The sequence below is a fragment of the Labrys sp. Lb11 genome (assembly GCF_057554225.1).
Genome location: NZ_BAAJOT010000001.1, coordinates 650,617 through 676,884 on the forward strand (window position 1 = coordinate 650,617; position 26,268 = coordinate 676,884).

Consider the following 26,268-nt stretch of genomic DNA (forward strand, 5'->3'; position numbering starts at 1 on the left):
CATTCCAGGGGAGCGAGCATGAGAATCCGGGTCGGCCTGATCGGGCTTGGCGAAGTGGCGCAGCTGATGCACCTGCCGCTGCTGGCGGACGACGGGCGCTTCGAGATCGCCGCGGTGATGGACGTCTCGCCTTCGCTCGTCGCCCATGTCGCGGCGCGCTACAACGTGCCGCGCACCTATTACGACGTGGATGCCCTGCTGGCGGACGCCGAACTCGACGCCGTGTTCATCCTGACGCCGGACCACCTGCATGCGCGGCTGCTGTCCCAGGCGATGGATGCCGGCAAGCACATCTTCATCGAGAAGCCGGTCTGCCTGACGCTGGACGAGATCGCGCCGATCCTGCCGCGGGCAGCCGCCTATCCCGCGACGATCTTCGTCGGCTATATGCGCCGCTTCTCCCGGCCCTTCCTCGAATTGCAACGCCGCCTGCCATCGGCCGGCGAGGTCATTCATGCCCGCATCCGCGACCTGATCTGCGAGGGGCCGTTCTTCATCCGCCAGACCCGGCCGGTGTTCTATCCCAGGGACGTGCCACGCGCCGTGATCGAGGAGGGACGCGCCGAGACCGACCGGCTGCTGCGCTCGGTGATCGGGGAGAGGGCGACGCCGGACGAGGTCCGGGCCTACCAGGTGCTGACGGGCCTCTCCTCCCACAGCTTCTCGGCCATGCGCGAATTGTTCGGCATGCCGCAGGCGGTGCGTGCTGCCGTGCAGCACAAGGGGGAACGCATCGTTGCACTGTTCGACTACGAGCATTTCACCGCGGTCTACGAGGCGGTGATCGACAATGTCGCGCGCTTCGACGCCGGCATCGAGGTGCTGACCGACCGCCAGCGCTTCCGCGTCAACTACGACACGCCCTATGTGCGCAACCTGCCGACGCGGCTGGAGGTCACGACTTCGACCGACACGGACACGCGCACCGAGATCGTCGGGCCGAGCTACGAGGACCCGTTCCGCATCGAGCTCGACGCCTTCCACGACTGCGTCGCCGCCGGCAGCCGGCCGAAGACGACGCTCGACGACGCCCGGCAGGACCTGGAGCTGTTCGCCGCGGTCGGGCGCGCCTTCTGCCGGGGAGCATAGGCACGAGGCCGGCTGACGCCGCGGGGACGATCCCTCGGCGGATCCGCGGGCGGCCTCACAACATCCGGTCGAACTCCTGGAGCGCCGCCCGGCGCAGGCGGTACATGCGGGCCGGGCGGGCGCTGGCCTTGCTGAAGGCACCCGGCACGGGCTCGATCACCTGCAATTCCTCGATCTTGCGGCGGAAGGCGCTATCGTTCAGCGGCGCACCCAGCACCGTCTCGTAGATTTCGCGCAGCTGCGGCAAGGTGAAGCTCGGCGGCAGCAGGAAGGCAGGCAGGGACGACCAGGCGCCCTTGGTGCGCAGCCGGCGCGCGCCGGCCGCGACGATCCGCTCGTGGTCGAAGGGCAGGGCGGTCGCCGCCTCGACCGGGACGAGGTCGGTCCCCCGCTCCAGCACCGGGCCGAGCCGATCCTCCGGCACCAGCGCGTAATAGGCCACCGAGGCCGACCAGCCGCGCGGATCGCGCTCCGGGCCGGAAAACGTCGCCAACTGCTCCAGGAACAGGCCGGACAGGCCGGCCTTGTCGCGCAGCACGCGTCGTGCCGTCGCCAGCGTATCGGCGTCCTCGTCGACATGGACATAGCCGCCGATCAGGGCAGCCCGGCCCCGGAACGGCTCGCGGTCGCGTCGCTGCAGCGCCACGCACAGGCTGGCGTCGCGGACGGTGAACAGCGCGACGTCGACGGTCAGAATCGGCCGGATTTCGGTCATGCCACACCATTGCTCAAAAAATGTAATACGCAAATTGCAATTTACAAATTAGCGTGGCATGGAAGGAGCCGTCAAAACGCGATGAGGGATGACGGCCATGGGACACGGACGCTGGGACGCCAAATCCTGGGCAGGCTACGCTGCCCGCCACACCGCGGGCCGGACCGCCGCGGAGATCTTCGCCGCCCGCGGCATGAAGCCCGACTTCGACCCCGCGCGGATCGCCTTTCGCGAATCCTGCGACAGCCTCGAGAACCCGGCATCGACCGCCATCATCCTGGCCAGCGACGTCACCGGCTCGATGGGCCGGATCGCCGAGGTGATGATCCGCTTCGGTCTCGACACCACCATGCGCGAGATCCTGGCCCGCAAGCCCGTCACCGATCCGCATCTGATGGTGATGGCGGTGGGGGATGCCGAATGCGACAGCGCGCCGCTTCAGGCGCCCCAGTTCGAGGCCGACATCCGCCTGGCCGAACAGCTCCAGGATCTTTGGATCGAGGGCGGCGGTGGCGGCAATGGCGGCGAGAGCTACCACCTGCCCTGGTACTTTGCCGCCACCCGCACGCGCATCGACTGTTTCGGCAAGCGCGGCAAGAAGGGCTATCTCTTCACCATCGGCGACGAGCCGATCCTGGGCGGCATCAGCCCCGCCAATATCCAGCGCGTCTTCGGCGATCAGGTCCGGCAAGGACTGGACTCGCCCGATCTGCTGGCGATGGCTCGGCAGAACTACGAAGTGTTCCATGTGCTGCTCACCAATGTCGGCTACGCCCGGTCGGACCTGAGTCGGGTGCTCGCCACCTGGCAGCCCCTCCTCGGCGAGCGTGTCATCCGCTGCGACGACCACACCCGGATCGCCGAAGTGATCGTCTCGGCCATCCAGGTGGCCGAGGGGGCCGACTGGGGCGCGGTTGCGGGCACCTGGTCGGGCTCGACCGCCGAGACTGTCGCCAAGGCGGTACAAGGGCTGCGGCCGATGCGGCACCTCGCCGCCTGGTACGGCCGGTAGGCCACAATGCGAAGGATCGCCCGCGTGGTCATCGGCGCCGGCTACGGTGACGACGGCAAGGGCCTCGTCACCGACGCGCTGGCGGCGCCGTTCGGTTCCGACGCCACCGTCGTCCGCTTCAACGGCGGTGCGCAGGCCGGCCATACCGTAGTCGCTCCCGACGGGCGGCGCCACGTCTTCCATCATGTCGGCAGTGGTGCGCTGGCGGGCGCCGGCACCTTCCTGTCCCGTTTCTTCGTCGCCAACCCGATCCTGTTGCGCGAGGAAGTGGCCGAGCTCGCTGCGCTCGGCGTCCGGCCGCGGATCGCCATCGACCCGGCCGCGCCGGTGACGACACCCTTCGACATGATGCTGAACCAGATGGCCGAACAGGCGCGGGGGGCGCAGCGTCACGGCTCTTGCGGCCTCGGCTTCGGCGAGACGCTGGAGCGCTGCCGGCATGCGGCGTTCCGTACCACGGTCGGCGATCTCGCTCGTCCCGGGCTGCGCGACCGCCTCGCCGCCGTCCGGAGCCAGTGGGTGCCCCTGCGCCTCGCCGCCCTCGGCCTGCATGCCTTGGCCGAGGACGCAGCGCTGCTGGCGGACGAGCGCATCCTCGATCACTGGCTGGAGGATTGCGCCGCCCTGCTCGATGCCGTCCGCCTCGACGGTATCGGCATGCTTGCCGCTCCCCTCGTCTTCGAGGGCGCGCAGGGGCTGATGCTGGACCAGCACCGGGGCGCCTTTCCCTTCGTCACCCGCTCCAACACCGGGGTGCGCAACGCCGTCGCTCTGGCGCGCGACGCGGGCCTCGACGGGCTCGATCTGACCTATGTCACGCGGGCCTATGTCACGCGCCACGGCGCCGGCCCGCTGGCGCATGAGCGGGCCGATGCTCCCTGGCCGGACGCGACCAACGTCCCCAATCCCTGGCAGGGCCGGCTGCGCTATGCCGCGCTCGACGTCGACGTGCTGCGGCAGGCCCTCTCCGCCGATCTCGCCGATGCCGGCGGCCTCGCCGTCTCGCTGCGCCTGGCCGTGACCTGCCTCGACCAGCTCGGCGACGCGGTGGAGTTCGTGCAGGAGGGACGCTTGCGGACCGCGGCGCCCGAAGCCCTGGCGCGTCGACTCGCCGGCCTCCTCGGCGCGGCCTCTCTGGCGGTCGGCCGCGGCCCGACCCGCGACACCTTGGCCGGCCTCGGCTGAGGCATGGCCGTCGCCCGCCGAACACCGGCCGGGCGCTGTGGCTTGCTCGGTCAGGCCGCCGCGATGTCCTGCAGCAGCGCTTCCTCGGTTTCGTCGACGACGCGGTTGCGGCCGTTGCGCTTGGCCGCATAGAGGCAGGCGTCGGCCCGCTCGATCAGGGCCGCCGCATCGCCGGTCGTCCAGGTGGCGGCGCCGATCGAAACCGTGAGCCGGCCGAGGGTCTCGCCGGTCGAGCGCTTCACCATTTCCCGGGACATCACGGCGTTGCGGATGCGCTCGGCGATGACGCGTGCCTCGGCCAGCTGGAGGCCGGGCAGGACGACAGCGAATTCCTCGCCGCCGTAGCGGGCGGGAAGATCGCCGTCCCTTAGGCTCTGGCGGATCGCCAGCGCCACCAGGCGCAGCACCTGGTCGCCCATCGGATGGCCGTAATTGTCGTTGATGCGCTTGAAATGGTCGATGTCGACTAGGAGCAGCGAGAAGGGCTCGCCCTGCGGCGCCGCCGGCGGCAGCAGTCGCTCGAGGCAACTGTCGAGAGCCTTGCGGTTGGCCAGCGACGTGAGCGGGTCGGTCAGGCTCTCGGCCCGGGCCGCGGACAGCAGGGCCTGCAGCGAGCCGACCTTCTGGCGCGAGGCGGCGAGCTTCTCCTGCATCAGCCGGTTCGATTGCTGCATGCCCTGGATGGCATGGACCACGCCTTCGAGCAGGCTGCGGACATCCTCGCGGGTGCCCGGGCCGGCTGCGAGCTGGCGAATCGCCCCGCTGAGCGCCTTGCCGAAACCGTCGGCCGTGCCGAAGGCGGTCTCGAGCAGGGCGACGAGCTCGTCGATCTCCTCGCCCAGGCTGGCGCCGGCCCGGTCGACCTGGTCGGTCAGCCGCAGCGGCGACAGGTATTGCGCATGAATCGCATCGAGCTCCCCGTCGGTGATGGTGCCGCTCTGTCGCAGGCAGGTGTCTACGGCGTGACTCAATGCCGGATTGTAGCCGGCGACATGGGTGAACCAGATCTCATAGGCCGGCGGCGCCGCAGAGGTGCCGTAGCGTTTGATCGATCCCAGTGCCTCTTCGCCGATTGCGATGGTGTGCTCTGCGCCATGAAGGGGGGTGGCCATCATTATATCCTGCGCGTGGCACCACAACGGTCCTGGAGCAGGAAGTATAGACTTAAAGCGCCGCTGTTAAGTCCTGTTCAATAAAAAATGCGCGGCGTTGACCGCCGCTTCAGCCCATGGGTGCGGTAGAACCGTACGTCATCGTCCTCATGCAGCCCGGCGGCCGCGCGTCAGCATCAGCAGATTGCCGATAATCACCAGGACGAGGCCGCAGATCGCCGGCCAGGTCCAGGCATAGCCTTCGAACACGGTCGAGATCGCCAGCGCCACCACCGGATACATTACGGTGGAATAGCCGGTCCGGTCGGCACCGATGCGTCCGAGCAGGGTCATGTAGGCGGCGAAGGCGAAGACGGAGGAGAAGACCGCCGACCAGACGAGGGCTCCGACATAGCGCAGTGTCGGCTCGACGATGAAGGGCTGTTGGCGCAGCAGGCTGAACAGGGCCAGGAACAGTGTGCCGTAGGCCATGCCCCAGGTCGTGGTCGAGCTCACCGGGAGCCCGCGGCGCTGGCACGACACCGACATCACATTGCCGAGACAGAACATCATCGTGCCGCTGATGCCCAGCAGCAGCCCGCGCAGGGCCGGGCCGCTGACATCGGCGCCGGCGAGCTGCGGCGCGAACATGGCGGCGACGCCGAGGACGCCGAGCACGGCGGCCAGGAGCACGCGCCCGCTCGGCCGGTTGCCGAAGAACACCGCTCCGAGCAGGATGTTGAACACCGAGGCCAGCGAGAACACCACGGCGAGCAGGCCTGACGGCGTCGACAGGCCGGCATAGTAGAACTGCAGGAAATTGCTGGAGAAGATCGTCAGGCCCAGCACTGCGAAACGCAGGTGCTCGCCCAGGCCGAAGCGCAGCCGCTCACCGACCAGTGTCGCCCAGCCCAGCATGATCAGGGCCGAAAGCCCGAAGCGCCAGACCAGCGAGACTTCCGGCGCCACCACGCCGAGCTGCATGTGCAGCGAGATCCAGGACGTGCCCCACAAGAACACGATGGCCGCGTAGAGCCCGTAGTCGTAGGGGCTGAACGCATCCCTGGTCCGGGGGGCGTGAGGGGGGGCGGCAGGCAATGCCGGTGCTTCGGCCATGGTTTCTTATCCCGCCGCCGGGAAATCGCGTCAAACGAGGGATGCCGATGGATGGCATCGCATTCGTTGATGCGAGGCCATCAGTAGGCGTGTTCCTCGAAGATCCGATCGATATCGCCGTCCCAGCTGCGGTGGAACTTGGCCAGCATCGCTTCGGCTGCCGTCACGCCGCTGTCCGCGACCGCGTCGAGCCCGTCGAGGAAGACGGCTTCCGTCCGGCCCTGCCAGTCGACGATGTTGCGCGCCTCGAGGCCGGCTCGGGCGATCCTGAGGCTCTCGCGGGCGATGTCGCGCACCGTGCCCAGGCGGAACGGCGTGTGCAGAGCCTGGCGCGACACGCTGTCGCGCAGCGCCTGGCGCTCGCCCTCGCTCCAGTCCTTGACCAGATCCCAGGCCGCGTCGAGAGCGGTCTGGTCGTAGAGCAGCCCGACCCAGAATGCCGAGAGCGCCGCCAGCCGTCCGGTGGGGCCGGCATCGGCGCCGCGCATCTCCAGATAGCGCTTCAGGCGCACTTCGGGAAACAGCGTGCCGAGATGATTGGCCCAGTCCGAGATGGTGGCCCGCTCGCCGGGCAGCTGCGGCAATTTGCCGGCCAGCAGGTCGCGGAAGGAGGCGCCGGCGACGTCGTGATAGGTGTCGCCGCGCTTGACGAAATAGAGCGGCACGTCGAGGGCCCAGTCGACATAGCGCTCGAAGCCCATGCCGTCCTCGAAGGCGAAGGGCAGCATGCCGGTGCGGTCGAGGTCGGTGTGGCGCCACACTTCCGAGCGCAGCGACAGGAAGCCGTTGGGCCTGCCGTGCAGGAAGGGCGAGTTGGCGAACAGCGCCGTGGCGATCGGCTGCAGCGCGAGCGAGACCCGCAGCTTCTTGACCATGTCGGCTTCCGAGGCGAAGTCGAGGTTCACCTGCACGGTCGAGGTCCGGTACATCATGTCCAGGCCCATGACGCCGACCTGCGGCATGTAGCGGGTCATGATCTTGTAGCGGCGCTTGGGCATGACCGGCGTCTGCTCGCGGGTCCACACCGGCGACATGCCCAGCGCCAGGAAGCGGATGCCGAGGGGCTCGCCGATCTCGTGCACCTGCGCCAGGTGCGCATGGATCTCCGAACAGGTCTCGTGAATCGAGACGAGCGGCGCGCCGGAGAGCTCGAACTGGCCGCCCGGCTCCAGCGAGATCGCGCCGCCGCCGGTCACGTCCAGCATGCCGATGATGTTCTCGCCTTCCATGATCGGCTCCCAGCCGAGCATGTGCCGCATGCCTTCCAGCAGCGCCCGGATGCCGTCCCCACCCTCATAGGGCACGGGCGCATGGGTCCGGGCACGGAACGGAAATTTCTCGTGCTCGGTGCCGATCCGGAAGGCCGATTTCGGTTTGATGCCCTTCTCGATCCAGGCGACGAGTTCGTCGCGCGAGGAAACGGGCGCTGCATCGGTCACGTCACGAGCCATGGAGACAGTCCTGCAAAGAGGCGCGGACCATAGACACAAGGGCAGTCACAATACAATTGGGCCGTATGGCATGCCTGTCCGGCGGGCGGAGGACGGCCTTCCGTCCTCCGCCGCAATGTCACAGCCGCTCGATCTTGACCTTGGCCGTGCCGTTGCGCACGAAGTCCAGGGCCCGGGCGGCGCCGTAGGACAGGTCGAGGACGCGGCCGCGCACGAAGGGGCCGCGGTCCGACACGCGGACCACGACGGACCGGCCGTTGCGCAGGTTGGTGACGTGCAGCTTGGTGCCGAAAGGCAGGCTGCGATGAGCGGTGGTCATGGCGTTCATGTTGAACCGCTCGCCATCGGCGGAACGCCGCCCGTGAAATCCTTTGCCGTAATAGGATGCGGTGCCGATCGTTTCGGCAAGCGTTGGCGCTGACGAGGCCGTCAGCGTGATGGCAACGGCACAGAGCTTCACAGTCGTCGTCAAAGACGTCATTCGGTCTATCTCACAATTGTTGGGGAGGAGTGTCAGATGACGGTGAAGTATGGCGACAAAATGTCAGAAACGACTATAAATTTCAATTCAAGATAGAAATTATTGGAATGTAATCAAGTAATTATAAGAATTTATTCTTGAAATACTGCAATAGAAATCGTTGCCGGATGCGCGAATGCCGCGGATTCGGGGATGTATATTTGATTTTTATGAGTTTTGCGTGATTGCGCGAAGACGGTCCGCCGGCGATGCTCGGTGGGAGCCGTCCCCGGTTCGCGATGACGGAGGCGGTGCGGAACGCTGGCCGGGCTAGAGCTGCTCCAGCCGCACCTTGGTCACGCCGGAACGGACGAAGCCGAGCGATTGAGCCGCGCCGTAGGAGACATCGATGATGCGCCCGCGCGAGAACGGACCACGGTCGGCGATCTGGACGACGACGCGCTTGCCGTTCCTGAGATTGGTCACCCGCACGCGGGTGCCGAAGGGCAGGGTGCGGTGTGCCGCGGTCAAGGCGTTCATGTTGAAACGCTGGCCGCTGGCGGTGCGCTTGCCGGCATGTCCCTTGCCGTAGAACGAGGCGATGCCGACGTCGGCCGCCGAGGCGGGAAGCGCAGAGACTGCGAGAGGTGCGGAGAGGAAAATTGTCCGCAATTGTCTTGCGAGTCTTGTGCCGGCCGCCATGCGTATAGCCTCGTTTCTGTTAACCTTGACGGTCTCCCTGACGAGCAAATGTGTCCAAAAAGAGGATTCTCCCGACGTATGGTTGATGCCTCGTCCTGATGTGTGGCGAGAAATACACGGATTGTGGCACGGGATGACGGTAGCATGACACGGGATGCTGTGGTCTCTGCCAGAATGACTCGGGTTCGTGGGTCGGTCGCAACGTCATGGCCGTGGCATGGTGCGATCCAGCCCTCCACCCCCTTGCATCCGCCGCCGTGGCAGCCGAGATCTTGGGCTCATGCGAAGCCGGCCATGCCCCTGATCTGGACCCTCACCGATGGAAAGCCGGGCGACGCCGTGCAGTGCCGCGGCGTCGCGGAGGCTGTCGTCGCGGAGGCCGGCGGCACGATCGAGGAGCGCGTCGTGCGGCCACGCGCGCCCTTCGTCTGGACCATGCCCTGGGGCCCGCCCGACCCGCGCGACAGTACGCCGCTGGCCCCGCCCTGGCCCGACATCGTCATCGCCTCGGGGAGGCGGGCGGTGCCCTATCTGCGTGCGGTTCGCCGGCGTTCGCCCGCGACCTTCACCGTGTTCCTGAAGGACCCGCGCACGGGGCCGGGAACGGCCGATTTCATCTGGGTGCCCGAGCATGACCGGCTGCGCGGCGCCAACGTGCTGGCGACGCCGACCTCGCCGCACGGGGTGACGGCGCAGAAGCTGGCCGCGGCGCGAGCCGGGGCGCGGCCGCAGCTCCAGGCCTTGCCGCGGCCGCGCATCGCCGTGCTGCTCGGCGGTCCCTCCAAGCATGCGGCGTTCGGCGAGGCGGACATCGCGGCCTTCTGCGGCGATCTGGCGCAACTGGCCGCGAGCGGGGCCGGCCTGATGGTGACGCCCTCGCGTCGGACGCCGCCCGCGCTCGTCGCCGCCGTTGGCAGGGCCCTTGCCGCGGACCGGTCCTTCCTGTGGGAAGGCGACGGCGCCAACCCCTATCTGGAGATGCTGGCGCTGGCCGACGGCATCGTCGTCACCGCCGACAGCGCCAATATGCTGAGCGAGGCGGTCACCACCGGCAAACCGGTGATGGTGTTCTCGCCGGCCGGCCTCAATCCCAAGGTGGCGCGCTTCGTCGAGACCCTCCGGCAATACGGAGCTGTGGCGAAGTTCGCAGGCCATCTTGAAAAGCTTGCCTATCGCCCCCTAGATTCAACCCCTCTGATTGCGCGCGAAATTCTGTCGCGCCTGCGTTCTCCTTCGAAAAGCTGACCGGGAACCTCGCCATGGCCGTCCGTCACGCCAAGCTCGTCATCCTCGGCTCCGGGCCTGCCGGCTATACCGCGGCGATCTATGCGGCGCGCGCCAACCTGCAGCCGCTGCTGATCTCGGGCCTGCAGCCCGGTGGCCAGCTCACCATCACCACGGACGTGGAGAACTATCCCGGCTTCTCCTCGGTCATCCAGGGCCCCTGGCTGATGGAAGAGATGCGCAAGCAGGCCGGGCATGTCGGCACGCAGATGGCGTCCGACCATATCGTCAAGGCCGACCTGTCGCGCCGGCCGTTCCGGCTGGAAGGCGACAGCGGCGACGTCTACACCTGCGATGCCCTGATCATCGCCACCGGTGCCCAGGCCAAATGGCTGGAGCTGCCCTCCGAGCAGAAGTTCCGCGGCTTCGGGGTGTCGGCCTGCGCCACGTGCGACGGCTTCTTCTTCCGCAACAGGACGGTGATGGTGGTCGGCGGCGGCAATACGGCGGTCGAGGAGGCACTCTACCTCGCCAACATCGCCGCCAAGGTCACGGTGGTGCATCGGCGCGATCATTTCCGCGCCGAGAAGATCCTGCAGGATCGCCTGTTCAAGAACCCGAAGATCGAGGTGATCTGGAACGCGGCGGTCGACGAGGTGCGTGGCACCGAGACGCCGCTCGGCGTCACCCATGTCGCGCTGCGAGACCTCCTGAGCGGAGACCTCTCCGAGCATGCGGTCGACGGCCTGTTCGTCGCCATCGGCCACAAGCCGGCTTCCGAGCTGTTCGAGGGACAGCTGCCGATGAAACATGGCGGCTACATCGTCACCGCGCCGGGCACGACCGCGACGGCGGTGCCGGGCGTCTATGCTGCGGGCGACGTCGCCGACGACGTCTATCGTCAGGCGGTGACGGCGGCGGGTCTGGGCTGCATGGCGGCGCTGGAGGCCGAGCGCTGGCTCGCGGCGCAGGAGGAACTGCGCGAAGCGGCGGAATAGGCAAAGGCGGGCCCGGTCCAAATCGCGCCTTCCCCGCGACTTTTTCGTCATCTACAAAGCCGGGATTGGGACGTTCGCGGGCGTCCCGGGGGGGAACCATGGATTGGGACAAGCTGAAGGTCTTTCACGCGGCGGCGGAGGCGGGCAGCTTCACCCATGCCGGCGATGTCCTCGGCCTGTCCCAGTCGGCGGTGAGCCGGCAGGTCTCCTCGCTGGAGGGGGATCTCCGCACCCCGTTGTTCCACCGCCACGCCCGGGGCCTCATTCTCACCGAGCAGGGTGAGATGCTGTTCCGCACCACCCAGGAGGTGATGCTGAAGCTGGAATCGGCCCGCACCGCCCTGACCGACAGCCGCGAGCGCCCGAACGGCGAGCTGCGCGTCACCACCACGGTCGGCCTCGGCACCTATTGGCTGACGCCGCGCATCGGCGAGTTCCTCGACCTCTACCCCGATATCCGCCTGAAGATGCTGCTGACCGAGCAGGAGCTGGATCTCGGCATGCGCGAGGCCGACGTGGCGTTGCGCCTGCGCCAGCCCGAGCAGGGCGATCTCATCCAGCGTCGCCTGTTCACCGTGCACTTCCACATCTATGCGTCTCCGGAATACATCAAGCGCTTCGGGCAGCCCAAGAGCATCGAGGAGATCGACCGTCACCGCATCATCACCTTCGGCGGCACGGCCGGTTCCTTCATTCAGGAGATCAACTGGCTGAACATGGTCGGCCGCGACGCCCGCGACCCGCGCGAGTCGGTGTTCGAGATCAACAATCTCGGTGGTGTGAAGACGGCGGTGGAACGCGGCATCGGCTTGGCCGTGCTGCCCGACTATCTCGTCGGACGCGACAGCGCCCTGGTGCAGGTCCTGACCGATGCGGAGATGCCGCAGCTCGACACCTATTTCGTCTATCCCGAGGAAATGAAGAATCTCGCCCGCATCCAGGTGTTCCGTGACTTCCTGGTCGGCAAGGCGCAGCGCTGGGCCTTCTGACGCCGTTCGTGGCGCCCGGATCGAAATTGAGGCGAATGCGCTGCACATTTGAAAGGCATCTGCATCCATGCGCGGCACGCAATGCGGACATGTGCGGTATGACATTGCCGACGCGGGGGCCTGACCCTATATTCGGATTGTCGAGAGCGCGGGCCATCATCCTCCCGGTGGCGACCTGAGTTTTCGACGTTCCCCTCTGGATGGTGACTTTTGGACTTTTGTCCAAGCAACGGCCGGGTTCGTCCCGGCCGCTTTTTTTTATGCGCTCCGCCAGTCGCCGCGGACGGCCTGGACGAGCGCCAGGGCCGCCACCGCCGCCGTGTCGGCCCGCAGGATGCGCGGTCCAAGCGCGATTCGCGTCACTGCCGGCAGGCGCAGCAGAGCGGACCGCTCCGCCTCGTCGAATCCGCCCTCGGGGCCGATCAGCACCGCCAGCGGCCCGGGCGGCATGGCTGCGAGTGCGGCGAGGGGATCGGCGACCGGGGCGTCCTCGTCGCAGAACACCAGCCGCGTCGCCGCATCCCAGCTCTCCAGCCGCTTCAGCAGCGGCGCCTCCGCCACGATCCCGGGCACGGCGATGACGCCGCACTGCTCCGCGGCCTCGACCATGTTGGCGCGCATGCGTTCCAGGTTGACGCGGGAGACCTGGGTGCGGCGGGTGATCACCGGCTCGATCGAGCCGACGCCCATCTCCACCGCCTTCTGCACCATATAGTCGAGGCGGGCATGCTTGAGCGGCGCGAACAGCCAGCGCAGGCTCGGTTGCGGCGTCTGCGGCCGCGTCCGCTCTTCGAGCAGCAGCGTCATGCGCTTGCCCTCGGCGCGGATCACGGCGGCGAATTCGCCGTCGCGGCCGTTGAACACCAGCAGTTTCTCGCCGCCGCGCAGCCGCAGCACATTGCCCAGATAGTTCTGCTGGTCCCTGTCCAGGGGCAAGCCGGCACCTTCGGCCATGGCGGCGTCGACGAAGAGGCGGGCGGAGACGAAGTCATAGCGGCTCATGCCTCGCCGATATCACGCCGCGCAGCGGTTCGGGAGCCCCGTGCCGATTCTCCCCGATCTCCCGGCCCGTGCAGGCCCAGGCTGCATGGATCTTGCAGTCCCAACGCAAATGGCCGGCGCCGGATTCGACGGGGCGCTCCCTGACGACAGGTCGTCAATCCGCCGCCGCGATGTTGCGGGACGGTGCCGTTCGCTATATCGAATTGCCGTCAGATCGCGTGGGAGCACCAATGCTGCGTTTCGTTCCGGCCGCCATGTTCACAGCGGCGCTCTTCGTTAGCGCTCCGGCGGGCGCCAATGAATTCTGCGACAAGGAGATGCTTCCCCTCGTCCAGCAGCGCGCGGCGATCGCCGCCAAGCTGCAGGCGATCGGCAAGCGTGCCAAGCAGCCCGGCGCGCGCGAGCAGTTCTGCAGCACGCTGAACGCCTACATCAGCAATATCGAGAAGTTTCTCAAGTACATGGAGCAGAACAAGGATTTCTGCGGCATTCCGGACGAGGCCCTCGCCCAGGCCAAGAAAGGGCTTGCCCAGAACTTCACGATGCGTAAGCGGGTCTGCTTGGCGCCGCGCCCGCAGCCTCAGCAGCAGGGCGGAGGTGGCGGCGGCCAGCCGGCGATTCCCCGCCCGCCGGTCGAGCTGCGCCTGCAATAGCGCCGAATCATGAACGGGCGAGTCGCCGACGCGCCGGCCGGCAACTGGGTCGACCGGTACGCGCCGGGAGCGCTGCGGCCGTTCCTGAGGCTGTCGCGGGCGGACCGGCCGATCGGCGGCTGGCTGCTGATGTGGCCGTGCTGGTGGTCGGCGGCGCTGGCGGCGCTGCAACTCGGCCACATGTCGCCCAATCTGTGGCATCTGGCGCTGTTCCTGGTCGGCGCCTTTGCCATGCGCGGGGCCGGCTGCACCTATAACGATATCGTCGACCGCGATATCGACGCCCTGGTCGAGCGCACCCGCTCGCGGCCGCTGCCCTCCGGGCAGGTCGGCCTGGCCGCCGCCATTGCCTGGCTCGCGCTGCAGGGGCTGGTGGGCTTCGTCGTGCTGCTGCAGTTCAACGCCTTCACCATCTGGCTCGGTCTCGCCTCGCTGCTGATCGTCGCTGCCTATCCGTTCATGAAGCGGCTGACCTCCTGGCCGCAGGCGGTGCTGGGACTGGCTTTCTCCTGGGGTGCGCTGATGGGCTGGGCCGCAGCCTACGGCCATCTCAACACGGCGCCGTGGCTGCTCTATGCCGGTTCCGTGCTCTGGGTGATCGGCTACGACACCATCTATGCCTGCCAGGACCGGGATGACGATGCCGTCGTCGGCGTCCGATCGACGGCACGGCTGTTCGGCGCCCGGACCCGCGCCGGCGTGGCGCTGCTCTATGCCGGCACCGTGGTCCTGATGGCACTGGCCTTCGCCAGGGCCGATGCTTCGCTCGTCGCCTTCCTCGGCCTCGGCTGCTTCATGGTGCACCTGGCCGGGCAGGTGGTGGCGCTCGACATCGACGACGGCGAGCGCTGCCTCAGGCTGTTCCGCTCGAACCGGAACGCCGGTCTGGTGCTGTTCGCCGGCCTGGCGCTGGAGTGTCTGCTGCGCGGGCTCTGAGCGGCGGCGCCCTTGGCCGTCAGGTCCGGGCGATGATCTCCCGTTCGCGGTGCACCTTCGGCGCCGGGCCGAGCCTGCCCGTGCGTCGGCGCGTCAGGAAGCGCGGCCGCCGCCTGGCGAGATTGGCGGGCATGCGGCGCTGCCGCACCCGGCCGACGGTCAGGGCGCCGAGGCGAGGAAAGGGCGAGGAGAGCGTGCCGTCGCGCTCGGCCACCAGCATCGGCAGGCCGAAGCGGTTGGCCCAGTACTGCCATTCGGCCGTCACGTCGCGATCGTCGTCCGCCTCGAACAGCACCACGTCGAGGTCGCGGTCCTCATGCGCCAGGCGCACGGCGACCCGCGCCCCGCCCGCGGCCAGCGGCCGGACTGCGACGGCGACGCCCTCGTAGAGCAGGTAGGGGATGGCGACACGCATCCTCATCCCGGCAATGCTGCGCTCGATCAGCACCGCGTCGTCCAGGATCTCGATGCGCCGCTTGCCGCCGTCGGCGCGCGGGTCGTCGACTTCGAAACGAATGGGGATGGCCAAGGCGCCGGACCGTATGACACGGTCCGGCGCGGCCGCGAGCACGCGGCTCGCAGAGTGACGCCTCATTTGACTTGCTCCCTGCGGAGCTCTCTGGCCCCGTCATGGCGGCAAGGTGCGGCGCCTCCTCCTCCCGTCGGCTTAAGGATCGCGGTTAAGCCTTGGTTGCGGCCCGTCCGGGAAAGCCCTTTTGCCTCCTATGCTTAGGAAGGGCTTGCGAGGCAGGGTGAACAAGTGGTTGTTAATATCGTTCGAAAGCGCTGCTTGCGCCGCAGCAGGCCGTCTTCTAAACCGTGCGGGCTTGCGGTCCCTCCGACGTGCTCCTGGAGCCTGTCCGGATGGTCGGGGCGGCGGCTCGACGGTTCTCCATCGCCCCGCATCCACCGACTGTCCGGCCCGGCTCCCCCCAATGCCTGTCCGAACGCCCGGCCGCTCTCACCACGGTTTGGAAGGACCGGCCCGTGCCTGACGCCAGAGGATTGACTGCCAAGGAAGCCCGGGGACTGCTCGTCGCCGCGGCCCGCGAGGCGGGGGAAATCGGCATGCGCTTCGTCCGCGACGGCGCGAAGGTCTTCACCAAGGCGGACGCCTCGCCGGTCACCGAGGCGGATCTCGCCATCGACGCCTATCTGGCGGGCCAACTCCGCAACGTCTCGCCGGCCATCGGCTGGCTGTCGGAGGAAGAGGCCGACAGCGACGCACGGCTGTCGTGCCGGCAGGTCTGGATCGTGGACCCCATCGACGGCACGCGCGGCTTTCTCGCCGGCAACGGCGAATGGGTGATCTCGGCGGCGCTGATCGAGGATGGACGGCCGCTGGCGGGGGTGCTGTTCCGACCGACCACGGGCGATCTCTACGAGGCGACGCGTGGCGGCGGCGCATTCAAGAACGGCACCCGCCTGGTGGTCCCGGACGGGCCCCTGTCTGACATCGGCCCCGTCGCCGCTCCCAAGCCGTTCTTCGACGCGCTCAGCCGCAGCGCGCCGCTTGCCGAGCGTGTGCCGAGGCTGGCCTCCCTTGCCCTGCGGCTGGCCGTCCTGGCGGAGGGGCTGGTCGACGTCGCCTTCGCCGGCGGCAACAGCCATGATTGGGACATCGCCGCAGCCGAGCTGATCGTGGCGGAGGCCGGAGGCCGCGTCACGGGCTTCGACGGGGCACCGGTCGTCTACAATCGTCCCGAACCGGTGCATCAGGCGCTGGTCTGTGCCGGGGCGGCCCGGCACGAGGCGCTCGCCGCGCTCCTGCGCGAGCAGGCGCTGACGCATCACTGACCCTCGGCGGCTGCGGATGCCGGTGGCATCCTGTCGCTCCCTCCGGCAAAGGACCTGCGATGACCGACCATTCCAAACAGCTCCTGCACCTCGTCATCGGCGGCGAGTTGACCGAGATCGGCGGCACCGAGTTCAAGGATCTCGACGCAGTCGAGATCGTCGGCCTCTATCCCGACTATGCCACCGCCAAGGTGGCCTGGAGGGCCAAGGCGCAGAGCACGGTGGACAACGCCCAGACCCGCTACTTCATCGTGCACCTGCACCGTCTGCTCGATCCGTCGACGGACACGACGGCCAGGCAATCCTGACCCGATGCTCAAACGCCTCGGTCGATCGGCAACGGTGCAGCGCCTGGCCGGAGAGTGCCTGGCGCTGTGGCTGAAGTTCGTCCACGCCACATCGCGCTTCACCGATCAGCCGGCGGATCTCTACGGGCCGATCCGCGACAACTACCCCTATATCGTCGCCATGTGGCACGGGCAGCACTTCCTGGTGCCGTTCATGCGGCGTGAAGGCCACGCTTTCAGCATCCTGATCTCGCGCCACGGCGACGGCGAGATCAACGCGGTGGCGGTCACGCGCCTCGGCCTCGGCCTGATCCGCGGCTCCGGCGGCCGCCCGGAGCGGCAGTTCCGCAAGGGCGGCCCGGCGGCGCTGCGCCAGCTGGTGGCGACGCTGGCGGACGGCAGGTCGGTCGGCACCACCGCCGATGTGCCGCGCACGGGGGGCATCGCCGGGGCTGGCATCGTCACCCTGGCGCGCCTGTCCGGGCGGCCGATCGTGCCGGTGGCGGTGGCGACCTCCAACATGATCCGCCTGTCCACCTGGGACCGGGCGGTGATCAACCTGCCGTTCTCGCGCGGAGCCTTCGTGGTCGGCGATCTCGTGCACGTGCCGGCGGATGCCGACGCGGCCATGCTCGAGGAAAAGCGCCTGGAGGTCGAGCGTGCTCTCGACGCCGCGCATGAACGCGCCTACGCCATGGTCGGGCGCACCTTTCGAAAGGCGGGATCGTGACGCAGGCCGCAGCCCCATGCCTGCCGCGATGCGGCGCCTGCCGGGCTCGGCGACGACCGGCGCCCGGCGTGCGGCCGCCTCGTCCGAGCGATCGTGACCGCAGCCCGCTCCGGCCGGGCGCTGCATGAGCCGCGACCTGCCCCTGTCCTTGCCCCTGGGCCTGCGCCTGCATCGTCTCGGTGCTTCGGCATTGGGTCTTCTTGCCCCCATCCTCCTTGCCGCGCGTCGCGTGCGCGGCAAGGAGGATGGGGCGCGCCTGGGCGAGCGGCGGGGGGTTCCCGGACGCAGCCGGCCCACCGGACCGCTGGTCTGGCTGCACGGCGCCAGCGTCGGCGAGACCGTCACTGTCCTGCCCCTGGCCGAGCGGCTTGCGGCGCGCGGCTGCACCGTGCTGCTCACGTCCGGCACCGTCACCTCGGCCGCGGTGCTGGCCGAGCGCCTGCCCCCGGGGGGCCTTCACCAGTTCGTGCCCCTCGACGTACCGGCCTTCGTCGCCCGCTTCCTGGACGCCTGGCGTCCGGACCTTGCGATCTTCGTCGAATCCGAACTCTGGCCGGTGATGATCGTGGAGGCACATCGGCGGCGGGTGCCGCTGGTTCTGGTCAATGGCCGGATGTCGCCGCGGTCCTTCGCGCGCTGGAAGCAGGCACCGCGGACCATTGCCGCGCTGCTCGGCCGGTTCGACCTTTGCCTGGCCCAGAGCCAGGCTGACGCCCGGCGCCTCGCCGATCTCGGGGCGCGACAGGTCTCGGCGCCCGGCAATCTCAAATTCGACGCCGATCCCCTGCCGGTCGACCAGGCGGCGTTCGCCGCCCTGCAGGCGGCCGCGCGCGGCCGCCCGGTCTGGGTCGCCGCCAGCACGCATGAGGGTGAGGAAGCCATGGCCGCGGCCGTCCATGCGGCGGTTCGCCGACGCCTGCCCGATCTGCTGACCATCGTTGCGCCGCGCCATCCCGGGCGTGGCGACGCCATCGCGACCGAACTCGCGAGCCGGGGCCTGACCGTGGCGCGACGCTCGCGTGGCGAACTGCCCGATCGCGGCATCGACGTGCATGTCGCCGACACGGTGGGGGAGCTCGGCCTGTTCTATCGTCTCGCGCCGGTGGTCTTCGTCGGCGGCTCCCTGGTGCGCCATGGCGGCCAGAACCCGGTGGAGCCGGCCAAGCTGGGTGCCGCCGTCCTGCACGGCCCCCATATCGGCAATTTCGTCGACGCCTATGCCGCCTTCGACCGGCACCGCGCCGCCATCGAGGTTCAGGATGCCACGACGTTGGCGGCCGAGGTCGAGCGGTTGCTCGGCGATCCCGCCGCGACGGCGGCCATGGCGGCGGCGGGGGCCGAGGTGGTGACGTCCCTGGCCGGGGCGCTCGACCGCACCATGGCGATGCTGGAGCCGCATATCCTGAGGATCACCGGCGGAGCGCGGCCATGACGGCATGGAAGCGCGCCTTCCTGCGGCCGCCGTCGTTCTGGTATCGCCGGCCCGGCCTGACGGCGCGGCTGCTCGCGCCTTTCGCCCAGTCCTACGGCAAGACCGTGGCCGAGCGTATGGCGCGGCCGGGCGCGCGGCTGGGGGTGCCGGTGCTGTGCATCGGCAACTTCACGGTCGGCGGCGCCGGCAAGACGCCGCTCGCGCTCACCATCGCCCGCATGCTGGCGGCTGCCGGCGAGCGGCCGGTCTTCCTCACCCGCGGCTATGGCGGCTCGGAGCGCGGCCCGGTCGCGGTGACGCCCGGCGACGCCGCGTCTCGCGTCGGCGACGAGGCGCTGCTGCTGGCCGAATTCGCGCCGACCATCGTCGCCGCCGACCGCGTCGCCGGCGGCGAGCTCGCCTGCCGGGCCGGAGCGAGCATCGTCATCATGGATGACGGCTTCCAGAACCCGACACTGGCCAAGGACTGCTCGATCATCGCGGTCGACGGCGAGACCGGCATCGGCAACGGCCTGTCGTTCCCGGCCGGACCGCTGCGCGCGCCGGTCCATGCCCAGATGCCCTTCGCCTCCGCGGTGGTGGTGATCGGCGCGGGCGAGGCCGGCGCCCGGGTCTCCGATTTTGCCCGGGGGTCCGGCGGGGCCGTGTTCCGTGCGCGCATCGGCGCCGAGCCGTCCGCCTCGGACCTGCGCGGCAGGCGCGTGCTGGCCTTTGCCGGCATCGGCCGGCCGCAGAAGTTCTTCAAGACCCTGGCCGACCTCGGCGCCATCATCGCGGCGACGGACGTGTTTCCCGATCACCATCCCTTCACCGAAGCCGATGCCCTACGCATCGCAACGCGGGCGCAGGCCGCCAAGCTCGTCCCGGTCACCACCACCAAGGACATGACCCGCCTCGCCGGCGGCCCGGCCCGCAACGCCCTGGCCTCGCTGAGCCGGACCGTGCCGATACGCCTGATCTTCGAGGACGAGGCGGCGGTGCAGCGCTTCCTGACGAAAATGCTGAACGTGGTGTTCTGAGCGGCCGGACCGGCGAGCGGCAGGGCGGGTGCGAAGGCTATTCCGCCGCCGCATAGCCGCGGGCGGGCCGCCGTCCGCTCCGCAACGCCCAGATGCATCGCCGACAGATCGAGGCTGATTCCGGCTTCGGCGGTGTCCGGACCGGTGGCGATCAGGAAGGCGCGAACGTCCGCGAGACCCCGCGGGAGCATGATCGTGCTTCGGGCCGCAGGCGTGACCGGCGGAACCGGGCGGGCGGTCGACACGCCGGGCTTCGGCAAGGCTTCCGTTATCCCGTTCGCCGGCGCATCGCACCGGCGCCATTCCCGCAGCACGGGCGGCGAAGGCTCGGAAGGGGAGCAGCCGTCGGGAAGGTCGGGGCGGCGGCTCAGGCGAGCCCGAGCATGCGCAGCCGCTGCATCACGGCCTCGCGCGTGGCATAGGCTTCCTGGCGCTCGACGCTCCAGTAGCGCAGGTCGTCCAGCGCGATGCTGTCCCCGGTCACGGCACAGCGCACGAAGGAGCCTGGGCGCACCACCCGGAGGTCGCCGTCGAGATACTGCAATTGGGCCTCGCCGGGTGTCGGCGGGCGGCGTTCATAGCGGTTCATGGCGCGGACTATGGTTGTTTGTGCCCTTGTAGCCCTTTGTCGCGACCGGCGCCACATCAGTCGAACAGTCCTTTCTGTCCGGCCGGCTCCGGTTTCGATCGCCTGGTCGCGGGACGTATGGTGGAAGGCGATGCCCCCTCGCCATGCACCCGCACCCGGCCGTCGGCGAACTGGATGTCGAGGATCTCGGCCGCCCGCGCCGCGGCGGTGTCGCGCACGGGCCGGTCCTGGCTGTCGCGCACCAGGGCGAAGCCGCGCTGCAGCACGCCCTGGTAGGAATAGGCTTCGAGCAGGGTGGCGAGACGGGTCAGCGCGTCGCGGCGGCGATGGGTTCGGGTTTCGGCTGCCGCGGCGAAGCGGGCGAAGGCGCTCTCCAGCCGCTCGCGCCCCTGGGCCGCCTTGCGCGCCAGCAGCTGCGGCCCCAGCCGTTCGGCGAGCGAGTGCAGCCGCGCCCGGCCGATCTCGAGCTGCGCCCGCGGGCTCCTGGCCAGCAGCCGCCGCGCCAGGGCCTCGAAGCGTTGCTGGTGCCGGCGCGCGTTGAGGATGAGGGCCTGCGTCAACCGGCCGGCGGCAAGGTCGAGGCGCTGGCGCGGCGTCGCCAGCAGGGCTTCCGGGCTCGGCAGGCCGCGCGCCAGGTTGCGCAGGTCGCTGCGCCGGCGCTCGACCAGCCGCACCGTGCCGCCGGTCAGCCGGCCGCCGAGGTCGGCGAGGTTGGCCAGGAGTTCGGCGCGCACCGGCACCGCCATTTCGGCTGCGCCGGTCGGCGTCGGGGCGCGGCGGTCGGCGACATGGTCGATCAGCGTCCAGTCGGTCTCATGGCCGACCGCCGAGATCAGCGGGATCGAGCAGGCGGCGGCGGCGCGCACCACCACCTCCTCGTTGAACGACCACAGATCCTCCAGGCTGCCGCCGCCGCGCGCCACGATCAGCACGTCCGGGCGCGGCATCGGGCCGCCCGGTGGCAGGGCATCGAAGCCGCGGATGGCCGCGGCGACCTCGGCGGCGCTGGTCTCGCCCTGTACCCGGACCGGCCAGACCATCACCCGGCGCGGGAAGCGGTCGGAGAGGCGGTGCAGGATGTCGCGGATCACCGCGCCGGTCGGCGAGGTAACGACGCCGATCACCGCCGGAAGATAGGGCAGGGGCTTCTTGCGGGCCTCGTCGAACAGGCCTTCGGCCGCGAGCTTGCGCCGCCGCTCCTCGAGCAGCGCCATCAGGGCACCGAGACCGGCCGGCTCCAGCCGGTCGATGATGATCTGGTAGGACGACTTGCCGGGGAAGGTGGTCAGCCGGCCATGGGCGATGACCTCCAGCCCCTCCTCGGGCCGGGTCTTCAGCCGCGCCAGCGAGCCCTTCCAGATCACCGCGTCGATCTTGGCGCCTTCGTCCTTGAGCGCGAAATAGGCGTGGCCCGAGGCTACCGGCCCGCGATAGCCCGAAATCTCGCCGCGCACCCGGACATAGCCGAACGCATCCTCCACCGTGCGCTTGAGCGCCTGGGAAAGCTCGGAGACGGACCATTCGGGAGCGTTGGAGGGCGATTCGGCGGAAGTATCGGACATGGCGGGAGCTTAGCGAAGGCCTCGGGGGCGGTCGAGCCATCGGGAGATAGGACGCGCGCGGTCCCGAAAAAACGCAAAAAAGCCTTCTCCCCGCAAGCCGGATGTTCCCGACTTGGCCCTGCTTGCACCGCCGTGGTGCTATGTCGACGAAGCCGGAGCACTGCCCGCCACACCCCTCCCGCCTTACGTCTTCCCTTCCCCCGCCAAGGCCGCCTGCGCCGCCGCCAGGCGGGCGATCGGCACGCGGAAGGGCGAGCAGGAGACATAGTCGAGCCCGGCATTCTCGCAGAAGGCGATCGAGGCCGGGTCGCCGCCGTGCTCGCCGCAGATGCCGAGCTTGATGCCGGGGCGCGAGGCCCGGCCGCGCTGGGCGGCGATCTTCACCAGCTCGCCGACGCCTTCCTGGTCGATCGATACGAACGGATCGACGGCGAAGATGCCCTTCTGCACATAGGTGCCGAGGAAGGCGGCGGCGTCGTCGCGGCTGATGCCGATCGCGGTCTGGGTCAGGTCGTTGGTGCCGAAGGAGAAGAACTCCGCGGTCTCGGCGATCTCGTAGGCGCGCAGCGCCGCGCGTGGCAGCTCGATCATGGTGCCGACCTGGTAGGACAGCGCGACGCCGGTCTCCTTCGTCACCGCGTCGGCCATGGCGACGATGCGGGCCTTGACCAGGTCGAGCTCCGCCTTCGTGGCGACCAGCGGCACCATCACCTCCGGCGTCACCGCCTGGCCGGTGGTCCTGGCCGCCTCCACTGCCGCCTCGAAGATGGCGCGTGCCTGCATCTCGGCGATTTCGGGATAGGCGATGGCCAGGCGGCAGCCGCGGAAGCCCAGCATCGGGTTGAACTCGTGCAGTTCCTGCGCTCGCGCCTTGAGCTTGGCTTCCGAGGCCCCCATCGCCGCCGCGACCTCGGCGATCTCCTCGTCCGTGTGCGGCAGGAACTCGTGCAGCGGCGGGTCGAGCAGGCGGATCGTCACCGGCAGGCCGGACATGATCTCGAACAACTGGCGGAAGTCGGCCCGCTGCATCGGCAGGAGCTTGGCCAGCGCCGCACGGCGGCCGGCCTCGTCGTCGGACAGGATCATCTCGCGCATGGCGACGATGCGGCCTTCCTCGAAGAACATGTGCTCGGTGCGGCACAGGCCGATGCCTTCGGCGCCAAACTGCCGTGCCTGGCGGGCATCGTTCGGCGTTTCGGCATTGGTGCGCACCTTCATCCGGCGCACGCCGTCGGCCCATCCCATCAAGGTGGCGAACTCGCCGGAGAGCTCGGGCTGCAGCATCGCCACCCGGCCGGCGAAGACCTGGCCGGTCGAGCCGTCGATGGTGATGATCTCGCCCTTGCGGTAGGTCTTGCCGCCGGCATGCAGCACCCCAGCCGCCGCGTCGACGCGGATGGAGCCGGCGCCGGAGACGCAGGGCTTGCCCCAGCCGCGCGCCACCACGGCGGCGTGCGAGGTCATGCCGCCGAGGCGCGTCAGGATGCCGGCGGCGGCGAGCATGCCCTTGATGTCCTCGGGGCTGGTTTCCTGGCGGACGAGGATGACGGAGCGTCCGGCCGCCTTCACCGCTTCCGCCTCCTCGGAGGTGAAGACGATCTCGCCGGAAGCGGCGCCGGGCGAGGCCGGCAGGCCACGCGCGATTTCGGTGCGGGCGGCGTTGGGGTCGAGGGTGGGATGCAGGAGCTGGTCGAGCGAGGCGGGGTCGACGCGCGCCACCGCCTGCTCGCGGGTGATGACGCCCTCGTCGGCCATCTCCACCGCGATCTTCAGGCCGGCCTTGCCCGTGCGCTTGCCAGAGCGCGTCTGCAGCATCCAGAGCTTGCCGGCTTCCACCGTGAACTCGATGTCCTGCATGTCGCGATAGTGCTGCTCCAGCACCTGGGTGATGCGCTTGAACTCGGCGAAGGCTTGCGGCATCGCCCGTTCCATCGAGGGGGCGCTCGTGCCGCCGGCGATGCGCGCCTGCTCGGTGATCGGCTGCGGGGTGCGGATGCCGGCGACCACGTCCTCGCCCTGGGCGTTGATCAGGAACTCGCCGTAGAGCAGGTTCTCGCCGGTGGAGGGGTTGCGGGTGAAGGCGACGCCCGTGGCCGATGTGTCGCCGCGGTTGCCGAAGACCATCGCCTGGACGTTGACCGCGGTGCCCCAGCTTTCCGGGATCTGGTGCAGCGCGCGGTAGGTGATGGCGCGGGCGTTCATCCAGGACGAGAACACCGCGCCGATGGCGCCCCAGAGCTGCTCGTGCGGATCCTGCGGGAAGGGGCGGCCGAGCTCTTCGTGCACCAGCGTCTTGTACTTGGCGACCAAGCCCTTCCAGTCCGCAGCCGTCAGGTCGGTGTCCAGCACATAGCCCTTGTGCTCCTTGAAGTCCTCAAGGATCTCCTCGAAATGGGCATGGTCGACCTCCAGCACCACGTCCGAATACATGGTGATGAAGCGCCGGTAGCTGTCCCAGGCGAAGCGCTCATTGCCGGAGGCCGCCGCCACCGCCGTGACGGTGACGTCGTTGAGGCCGAGATTGAGCACCGTGTCCATCATGCCCGGCATCGAGGCGCGGGCGCCGGAACGCACCGAGACCAGCAGCGGGTTCTGCGGATCGCCGAAGGTCTTGCCGGTCATGCGGCCGACCTCCGCCAGCGCCGTCTCGATCTGACCGGCGAGCTCGGGCGGATACTGGCGCCCATTGGCATAGTAATAGGTGCAGACTTCGGTGGTGATGGTGAAGCCGGGCGGCACCGGCAGGCCGATATTCGACATCTCGGCGAGATTGGCGCCCTTGCCTCCCAGCAGGTTGCGCATGCCTTGCTCGCCATCGGCCCGGCCGTCGCCGAAACCATAAACCCACTTCGTCATGCTTCACGTCTCCTCCTGCGGGATTTCCGGGCATCCGCCCGCGGGCGGGACGAAAATCCTGCAAACCTGACAATCTGAGCAGGCACGCGAGGCCGGATCGTGGTCCTGCCGGCGCGTGCCCGCCGAGCGGCGGCGCGATTGCGGGCAGGCTTTTCACAGGGCGGCCGGAATTGCAATTGCTATGTGCGGATTCTCGACGTGATTTGCGCCAATGCCGACAATTCTTCGCAATTGATTGCAACCATTGAAGTTTTGTCGGACAAGACATTCCCCTTGCGTTCCCGGCCGCCGGGCGGGACAAACGCCTCGTTCTTCGCGGAGATGCGCATGCCCACCTTCAAGGCCCTCGTCGTGACCAAGCCGGACACCGGCTACACCTGCGATTTCGCCGAGTTCGACGAGCAGGACCTGATGGACGGCGATGTGACGGTGCGGGTCACCCACTCGACCGTCAACTACAAGGATGGCCTTGCCATCACCGGCAAGAGCCCGGTGGTGCGCCGCTTCCCGATGATCCCGGGGGTCGACTTCGCCGGCGAGGTCGCCGCCTCCACCCACAAGGACTGGAAGCCGGGCGATCACGTCATCCTCAACGGCTGGGGTGTCGGCGAGACCCATCTCGGCGGCTATGCCGAGAAGGCGCGGATCAAGGGCGACTGGCTGGTGCAGGTGCCGTGGGGCATGACCCATGCCCAGGCCATGGCCATCGGCACCGCCGGCTACACCGCCATGCTCTGCGTCATGGCGCTGGAAGCGCACGCGATCGTGCCATCGCGTGGGCCTGTGCTGGTTACCGGTGCGGCCGGCGGTGTCGGCTCGGTGGCGGTGGCGCTTTTGGCCAAGGCCGGCTACGAGGTCGTCGCTTCCACCGGCCGCATGGAGGAATCCGATTATCTCAAGGAGCTCGGGGCCGCCGAGGTGATCGACCGCGCCGAGCTGACCGGGAAGGTCCGCCCGCTCGGCAAGGAGCGCTTTGCCGGCGCAGTCGACACCGTCGGCTCGACCACGCTCGCCAACGCGCTGTCCATGACGAAATATGGCGGCGCCGTCGCCGCCTGTGGCCTGGCCGGCGGCATGGATCTGCCCGCCACCGTCGCCCCGTTCATCCTGCGCGGCGTCTCGTTGCTCGGCGTCGATTCGGTGATGTGCCCGCTGGCGGTCCGCAAGGAAGCCTGGCGCCGGCTCGCCAACGAGCTCGACCGGTCGAAGCTGGAGGCGATGACCAGCTCCGTGCCGCTGGCGGAGGTGAAGGAGGTCGCGGCGAAGATCCTCGAGGGTAAGACGCGCGGGCGCGTCGTTGTCGAGATTTCCTAGGGCAAAGCGCGTTTGGGTGGAAACGCGCTTTGCTCTAACTCATTGTTTCAACGCACCTT

The 26,268-nt window shown here is 68.9% G+C and carries 25 protein-coding genes; 14 read left to right on the forward strand and 11 right to left on the reverse strand.

The genetic code is table 11. The features are described from left to right. Positions 1-18: 18 nt before the first annotated feature. On the forward strand, positions 19-1,089 hold the full coding sequence (locus tag AC27L4_RS03045) for a Gfo/Idh/MocA family protein (RefSeq protein WP_487140474.1): 1,071 nt from the start codon (positions 19-21) through the stop codon (positions 1,087-1,089). 55 nt (positions 1,090-1,144) lie between these two features. Here the strand turns inward: AC27L4_RS03045 and AC27L4_RS03050 are convergent, their stop codons facing one another. Further along, positions 1,145-1,804 (reverse strand): NUDIX hydrolase, encoded by a 660-nt coding sequence (locus AC27L4_RS03050; protein WP_487140475.1) that lies wholly within the window; start codon positions 1,802-1,804, stop codon positions 1,145-1,147. Positions 1,805-1,901: 97 nt separating this feature from the next. On the opposite strand from AC27L4_RS03050, the gene AC27L4_RS03055 reads away from it, so the two are divergent. Further along, positions 1,902-2,816 carry a hypothetical protein gene (locus AC27L4_RS03055; RefSeq protein WP_487140476.1) on the forward strand — a complete coding sequence of 305 codons (915 nt, stop codon included), beginning with the start codon at positions 1,902-1,904 and terminating at the stop codon, positions 2,814-2,816. 6 nt (positions 2,817-2,822) lie between these two features. Beyond that, positions 2,823-4,001 (forward strand): adenylosuccinate synthetase, encoded by a 1,179-nt coding sequence (locus tag AC27L4_RS03060; protein WP_487140477.1) that lies wholly within the window; start codon positions 2,823-2,825, stop codon positions 3,999-4,001. Positions 4,002-4,051: 50 nt separating this feature from the next. On the opposite strand, the gene AC27L4_RS03065 is transcribed toward AC27L4_RS03060, so the two are convergent. From AC27L4_RS03065 to AC27L4_RS03085, 5 genes are all read right to left on the reverse strand, one after another. After that, on the reverse strand, positions 4,052-5,113 hold the full coding sequence (locus tag AC27L4_RS03065) for a GGDEF domain-containing protein (RefSeq protein WP_487140478.1): 1,062 nt from the start codon (positions 5,111-5,113) through the stop codon (positions 4,052-4,054). Positions 5,114-5,260: 147 nt separating this feature from the next. Continuing rightward, on the reverse strand, positions 5,261-6,208 hold the full coding sequence (locus tag AC27L4_RS03070) for a DMT family transporter (protein ID WP_487140479.1): 948 nt from the start codon (positions 6,206-6,208) through the stop codon (positions 5,261-5,263). An 80-nt stretch (positions 6,209-6,288) separates the two neighbouring features. Beyond that, positions 6,289-7,659, reverse strand: coding sequence for a glutamate--cysteine ligase (locus tag AC27L4_RS03075; protein WP_487140480.1), 1,371 nt, complete (start codon positions 7,657-7,659; stop codon positions 6,289-6,291). Between the two features lie 118 nt (positions 7,660-7,777). Next, a complete protein-coding gene (locus AC27L4_RS03080) occupies positions 7,778-8,140 on the reverse strand; it encodes a septal ring lytic transglycosylase RlpA family protein (protein WP_487140481.1) in 363 nt (120 codons plus the stop codon). Positions 8,141-8,449: 309 nt separating this feature from the next. After that, positions 8,450-8,791, reverse strand: coding sequence for a septal ring lytic transglycosylase RlpA family protein (locus tag AC27L4_RS03085; RefSeq protein ID WP_487140482.1), 342 nt, complete (start codon positions 8,789-8,791; stop codon positions 8,450-8,452). Between the two features lie 324 nt (positions 8,792-9,115). Between AC27L4_RS03085 and AC27L4_RS03090 the strand changes: the two genes are divergently transcribed. The 3 genes from AC27L4_RS03090 to AC27L4_RS03100 all read left to right on the forward strand — a co-directional run bounded on the left by AC27L4_RS03090 (position 9,116) and on the right by AC27L4_RS03100 (position 12,032). Next, positions 9,116-10,066: a mitochondrial fission ELM1 family protein gene (locus tag AC27L4_RS03090; RefSeq protein WP_487140483.1), complete on the forward strand. Its 951-nt coding sequence runs from the start codon at positions 9,116-9,118 to the stop codon at positions 10,064-10,066. A gap of 14 nt (positions 10,067-10,080) precedes the next feature. Next, positions 10,081-11,043 carry a thioredoxin-disulfide reductase gene (trxB, locus tag AC27L4_RS03095; RefSeq protein ID WP_487140484.1) on the forward strand — a complete coding sequence of 321 codons (963 nt, stop codon included), beginning with the start codon at positions 10,081-10,083 and terminating at the stop codon, positions 11,041-11,043. Between the two features lie 98 nt (positions 11,044-11,141). Continuing rightward, the gene (locus AC27L4_RS03100) at positions 11,142-12,032 is read left to right on the forward strand and encodes a LysR family transcriptional regulator (RefSeq protein ID WP_487140485.1); all 891 of its coding nucleotides are present in this window, start codon (positions 11,142-11,144) and stop codon (positions 12,030-12,032) included. A 258-nt stretch (positions 12,033-12,290) separates the two neighbouring features. Here the strand turns inward: AC27L4_RS03100 and AC27L4_RS03105 are convergent, their stop codons facing one another. Next, positions 12,291-13,034 carry a 16S rRNA (uracil(1498)-N(3))-methyltransferase gene (locus tag AC27L4_RS03105; RefSeq protein ID WP_487140486.1) on the reverse strand — a complete coding sequence of 248 codons (744 nt, stop codon included), beginning with the start codon at positions 13,032-13,034 and terminating at the stop codon, positions 12,291-12,293. Positions 13,035-13,264: 230 nt separating this feature from the next. On the opposite strand from AC27L4_RS03105, the gene AC27L4_RS03110 reads away from it, so the two are divergent. Together AC27L4_RS03110 and ubiA are read left to right on the forward strand one after the other, a co-directional pair. Continuing rightward, positions 13,265-13,687, forward strand: coding sequence for a hypothetical protein (locus AC27L4_RS03110; RefSeq protein ID WP_487140487.1), 423 nt, complete (start codon positions 13,265-13,267; stop codon positions 13,685-13,687). Positions 13,688-13,696: 9 nt separating this feature from the next. Continuing rightward, on the forward strand, positions 13,697-14,623 hold the full coding sequence (gene ubiA / locus AC27L4_RS03115; RefSeq protein ID WP_487140488.1) for a 4-hydroxybenzoate octaprenyltransferase: 927 nt from the start codon (positions 13,697-13,699) through the stop codon (positions 14,621-14,623). A gap of 19 nt (positions 14,624-14,642) precedes the next feature. Here ubiA and AC27L4_RS03120 read toward each other — a convergent pair whose 3' ends face one another. Beyond that, complete coding sequence (locus tag AC27L4_RS03120; protein WP_487140489.1) at positions 14,643-15,152, reverse strand: DUF6101 family protein; 510 nt, start codon at positions 15,150-15,152, stop codon at positions 14,643-14,645. 458 nt (positions 15,153-15,610) lie between these two features. Between AC27L4_RS03120 and AC27L4_RS03125 the strand changes: the two genes are divergently transcribed. The 5 genes from AC27L4_RS03125 (at position 15,611) to lpxK (ending at position 19,888) form a co-directional block, all read left to right on the forward strand. Further along, positions 15,611-16,420, forward strand: coding sequence for a 3'(2'),5'-bisphosphate nucleotidase CysQ (locus AC27L4_RS03125; RefSeq protein WP_487140490.1), 810 nt, complete (start codon positions 15,611-15,613; stop codon positions 16,418-16,420). Positions 16,421-16,479: 59 nt separating this feature from the next. Continuing rightward, positions 16,480-16,728 carry a DUF4170 domain-containing protein gene (locus tag AC27L4_RS03130; RefSeq protein WP_487140491.1) on the forward strand — a complete coding sequence of 83 codons (249 nt, stop codon included), beginning with the start codon at positions 16,480-16,482 and terminating at the stop codon, positions 16,726-16,728. 4 nt (positions 16,729-16,732) lie between these two features. Continuing rightward, positions 16,733-17,437 carry a lysophospholipid acyltransferase family protein gene (locus AC27L4_RS03135; RefSeq protein ID WP_487140492.1) on the forward strand — a complete coding sequence of 235 codons (705 nt, stop codon included), beginning with the start codon at positions 16,733-16,735 and terminating at the stop codon, positions 17,435-17,437. A 124-nt stretch (positions 17,438-17,561) separates the two neighbouring features. Continuing rightward, the gene (locus AC27L4_RS03140) at positions 17,562-18,869 is read left to right on the forward strand and encodes a 3-deoxy-D-manno-octulosonic acid transferase (RefSeq protein WP_487140493.1); all 1,308 of its coding nucleotides are present in this window, start codon (positions 17,562-17,564) and stop codon (positions 18,867-18,869) included. Positions 18,870-18,889: 20 nt separating this feature from the next. After that, positions 18,890-19,888: a tetraacyldisaccharide 4'-kinase gene (gene lpxK, locus AC27L4_RS03145; RefSeq protein WP_487140959.1), complete on the forward strand. Its 999-nt coding sequence runs from the start codon at positions 18,890-18,892 to the stop codon at positions 19,886-19,888. Between the two features lie 367 nt (positions 19,889-20,255). Here lpxK and AC27L4_RS03150 read toward each other — a convergent pair whose 3' ends face one another. From AC27L4_RS03150 to ppdK, 3 genes are all read right to left on the reverse strand, one after another. Next, positions 20,256-20,477, reverse strand: coding sequence for a DUF2093 domain-containing protein (locus tag AC27L4_RS03150; protein ID WP_487140494.1), 222 nt, complete (start codon positions 20,475-20,477; stop codon positions 20,256-20,258). Between the two features lie 56 nt (positions 20,478-20,533). Then, on the reverse strand, positions 20,534-22,039 hold the full coding sequence (gene xseA / locus AC27L4_RS03155) for an exodeoxyribonuclease VII large subunit (RefSeq protein WP_487140495.1): 1,506 nt from the start codon (positions 22,037-22,039) through the stop codon (positions 20,534-20,536). Between the two features lie 183 nt (positions 22,040-22,222). After that, entirely contained in the window at positions 22,223-24,895 is a 2,673-nt protein-coding gene (ppdK, locus tag AC27L4_RS03160) for a pyruvate, phosphate dikinase (RefSeq protein ID WP_487140496.1), read from the reverse strand. Between the two features lie 327 nt (positions 24,896-25,222). On the opposite strand from ppdK, the gene acuI reads away from it, so the two are divergent. Continuing rightward, on the forward strand, positions 25,223-26,209 hold the full coding sequence (acuI, locus tag AC27L4_RS03165; protein WP_487140497.1) for an acrylyl-CoA reductase (NADPH): 987 nt from the start codon (positions 25,223-25,225) through the stop codon (positions 26,207-26,209). Positions 26,210-26,268 lie beyond the last annotated feature (59 nt).

Bases quoted from the DNA above. Each gene is read 5' to 3' on its own strand.
- AC27L4_RS03045 (WP_487140474.1), top strand. From the start codon at position 19: ATGAGAATCCGGGTCGGCCTGATCGGGCTTGGCGAAGTGGCGCAGCTG.
- AC27L4_RS03050 (WP_487140475.1), bottom strand. From the start codon at position 1,804: ATGACCGAAATCCGGCCGATTCTGACCGTCGACGTCGCGCTGTTCACC.
- AC27L4_RS03055 (WP_487140476.1), top strand. From the start codon at position 1,902: ATGGGACACGGACGCTGGGACGCCAAATCCTGGGCAGGCTACGCTGCC.
- AC27L4_RS03060 (WP_487140477.1), top strand. From the start codon at position 2,823: ATGCGAAGGATCGCCCGCGTGGTCATCGGCGCCGGCTACGGTGACGAC.
- AC27L4_RS03065 (WP_487140478.1), bottom strand. From the start codon at position 5,113: ATGGCCACCCCCCTTCATGGCGCAGAGCACACCATCGCAATCGGCGAA.
- AC27L4_RS03070 (WP_487140479.1), bottom strand. From the start codon at position 6,208: ATGGCCGAAGCACCGGCATTGCCTGCCGCCCCCCCTCACGCCCCCCGG.
- AC27L4_RS03075 (WP_487140480.1), bottom strand. From the start codon at position 7,659: ATGGCTCGTGACGTGACCGATGCAGCGCCCGTTTCCTCGCGCGACGAA.
- AC27L4_RS03080 (WP_487140481.1), bottom strand. From the start codon at position 8,140: ATGACGTCTTTGACGACGACTGTGAAGCTCTGTGCCGTTGCCATCACG.
- AC27L4_RS03090 (WP_487140483.1), top strand. From the start codon at position 9,116: ATGCCCCTGATCTGGACCCTCACCGATGGAAAGCCGGGCGACGCCGTG.
- trxB (WP_487140484.1), top strand. From the start codon at position 10,081: ATGGCCGTCCGTCACGCCAAGCTCGTCATCCTCGGCTCCGGGCCTGCC.
- AC27L4_RS03100 (WP_487140485.1), top strand. From the start codon at position 11,142: ATGGATTGGGACAAGCTGAAGGTCTTTCACGCGGCGGCGGAGGCGGGC.
- AC27L4_RS03105 (WP_487140486.1), bottom strand. From the start codon at position 13,034: ATGAGCCGCTATGACTTCGTCTCCGCCCGCCTCTTCGTCGACGCCGCC.
- AC27L4_RS03110 (WP_487140487.1), top strand. From the start codon at position 13,265: ATGCTGCGTTTCGTTCCGGCCGCCATGTTCACAGCGGCGCTCTTCGTT.
- ubiA (WP_487140488.1), top strand. From the start codon at position 13,697: ATGAACGGGCGAGTCGCCGACGCGCCGGCCGGCAACTGGGTCGACCGG.
- AC27L4_RS03130 (WP_487140491.1), top strand. From the start codon at position 16,480: ATGACCGACCATTCCAAACAGCTCCTGCACCTCGTCATCGGCGGCGAG.
- AC27L4_RS03135 (WP_487140492.1), top strand. From the start codon at position 16,733: ATGCTCAAACGCCTCGGTCGATCGGCAACGGTGCAGCGCCTGGCCGGA.
- AC27L4_RS03140 (WP_487140493.1), top strand. From the start codon at position 17,562: ATGAGCCGCGACCTGCCCCTGTCCTTGCCCCTGGGCCTGCGCCTGCAT.
- AC27L4_RS03150 (WP_487140494.1), bottom strand. From the start codon at position 20,477: ATGAACCGCTATGAACGCCGCCCGCCGACACCCGGCGAGGCCCAATTG.
- xseA (WP_487140495.1), bottom strand. From the start codon at position 22,039: ATGTCCGATACTTCCGCCGAATCGCCCTCCAACGCTCCCGAATGGTCC.
- ppdK (WP_487140496.1), bottom strand. From the start codon at position 24,895: ATGACGAAGTGGGTTTATGGTTTCGGCGACGGCCGGGCCGATGGCGAG.
- acuI (WP_487140497.1), top strand. From the start codon at position 25,223: ATGCCCACCTTCAAGGCCCTCGTCGTGACCAAGCCGGACACCGGCTAC.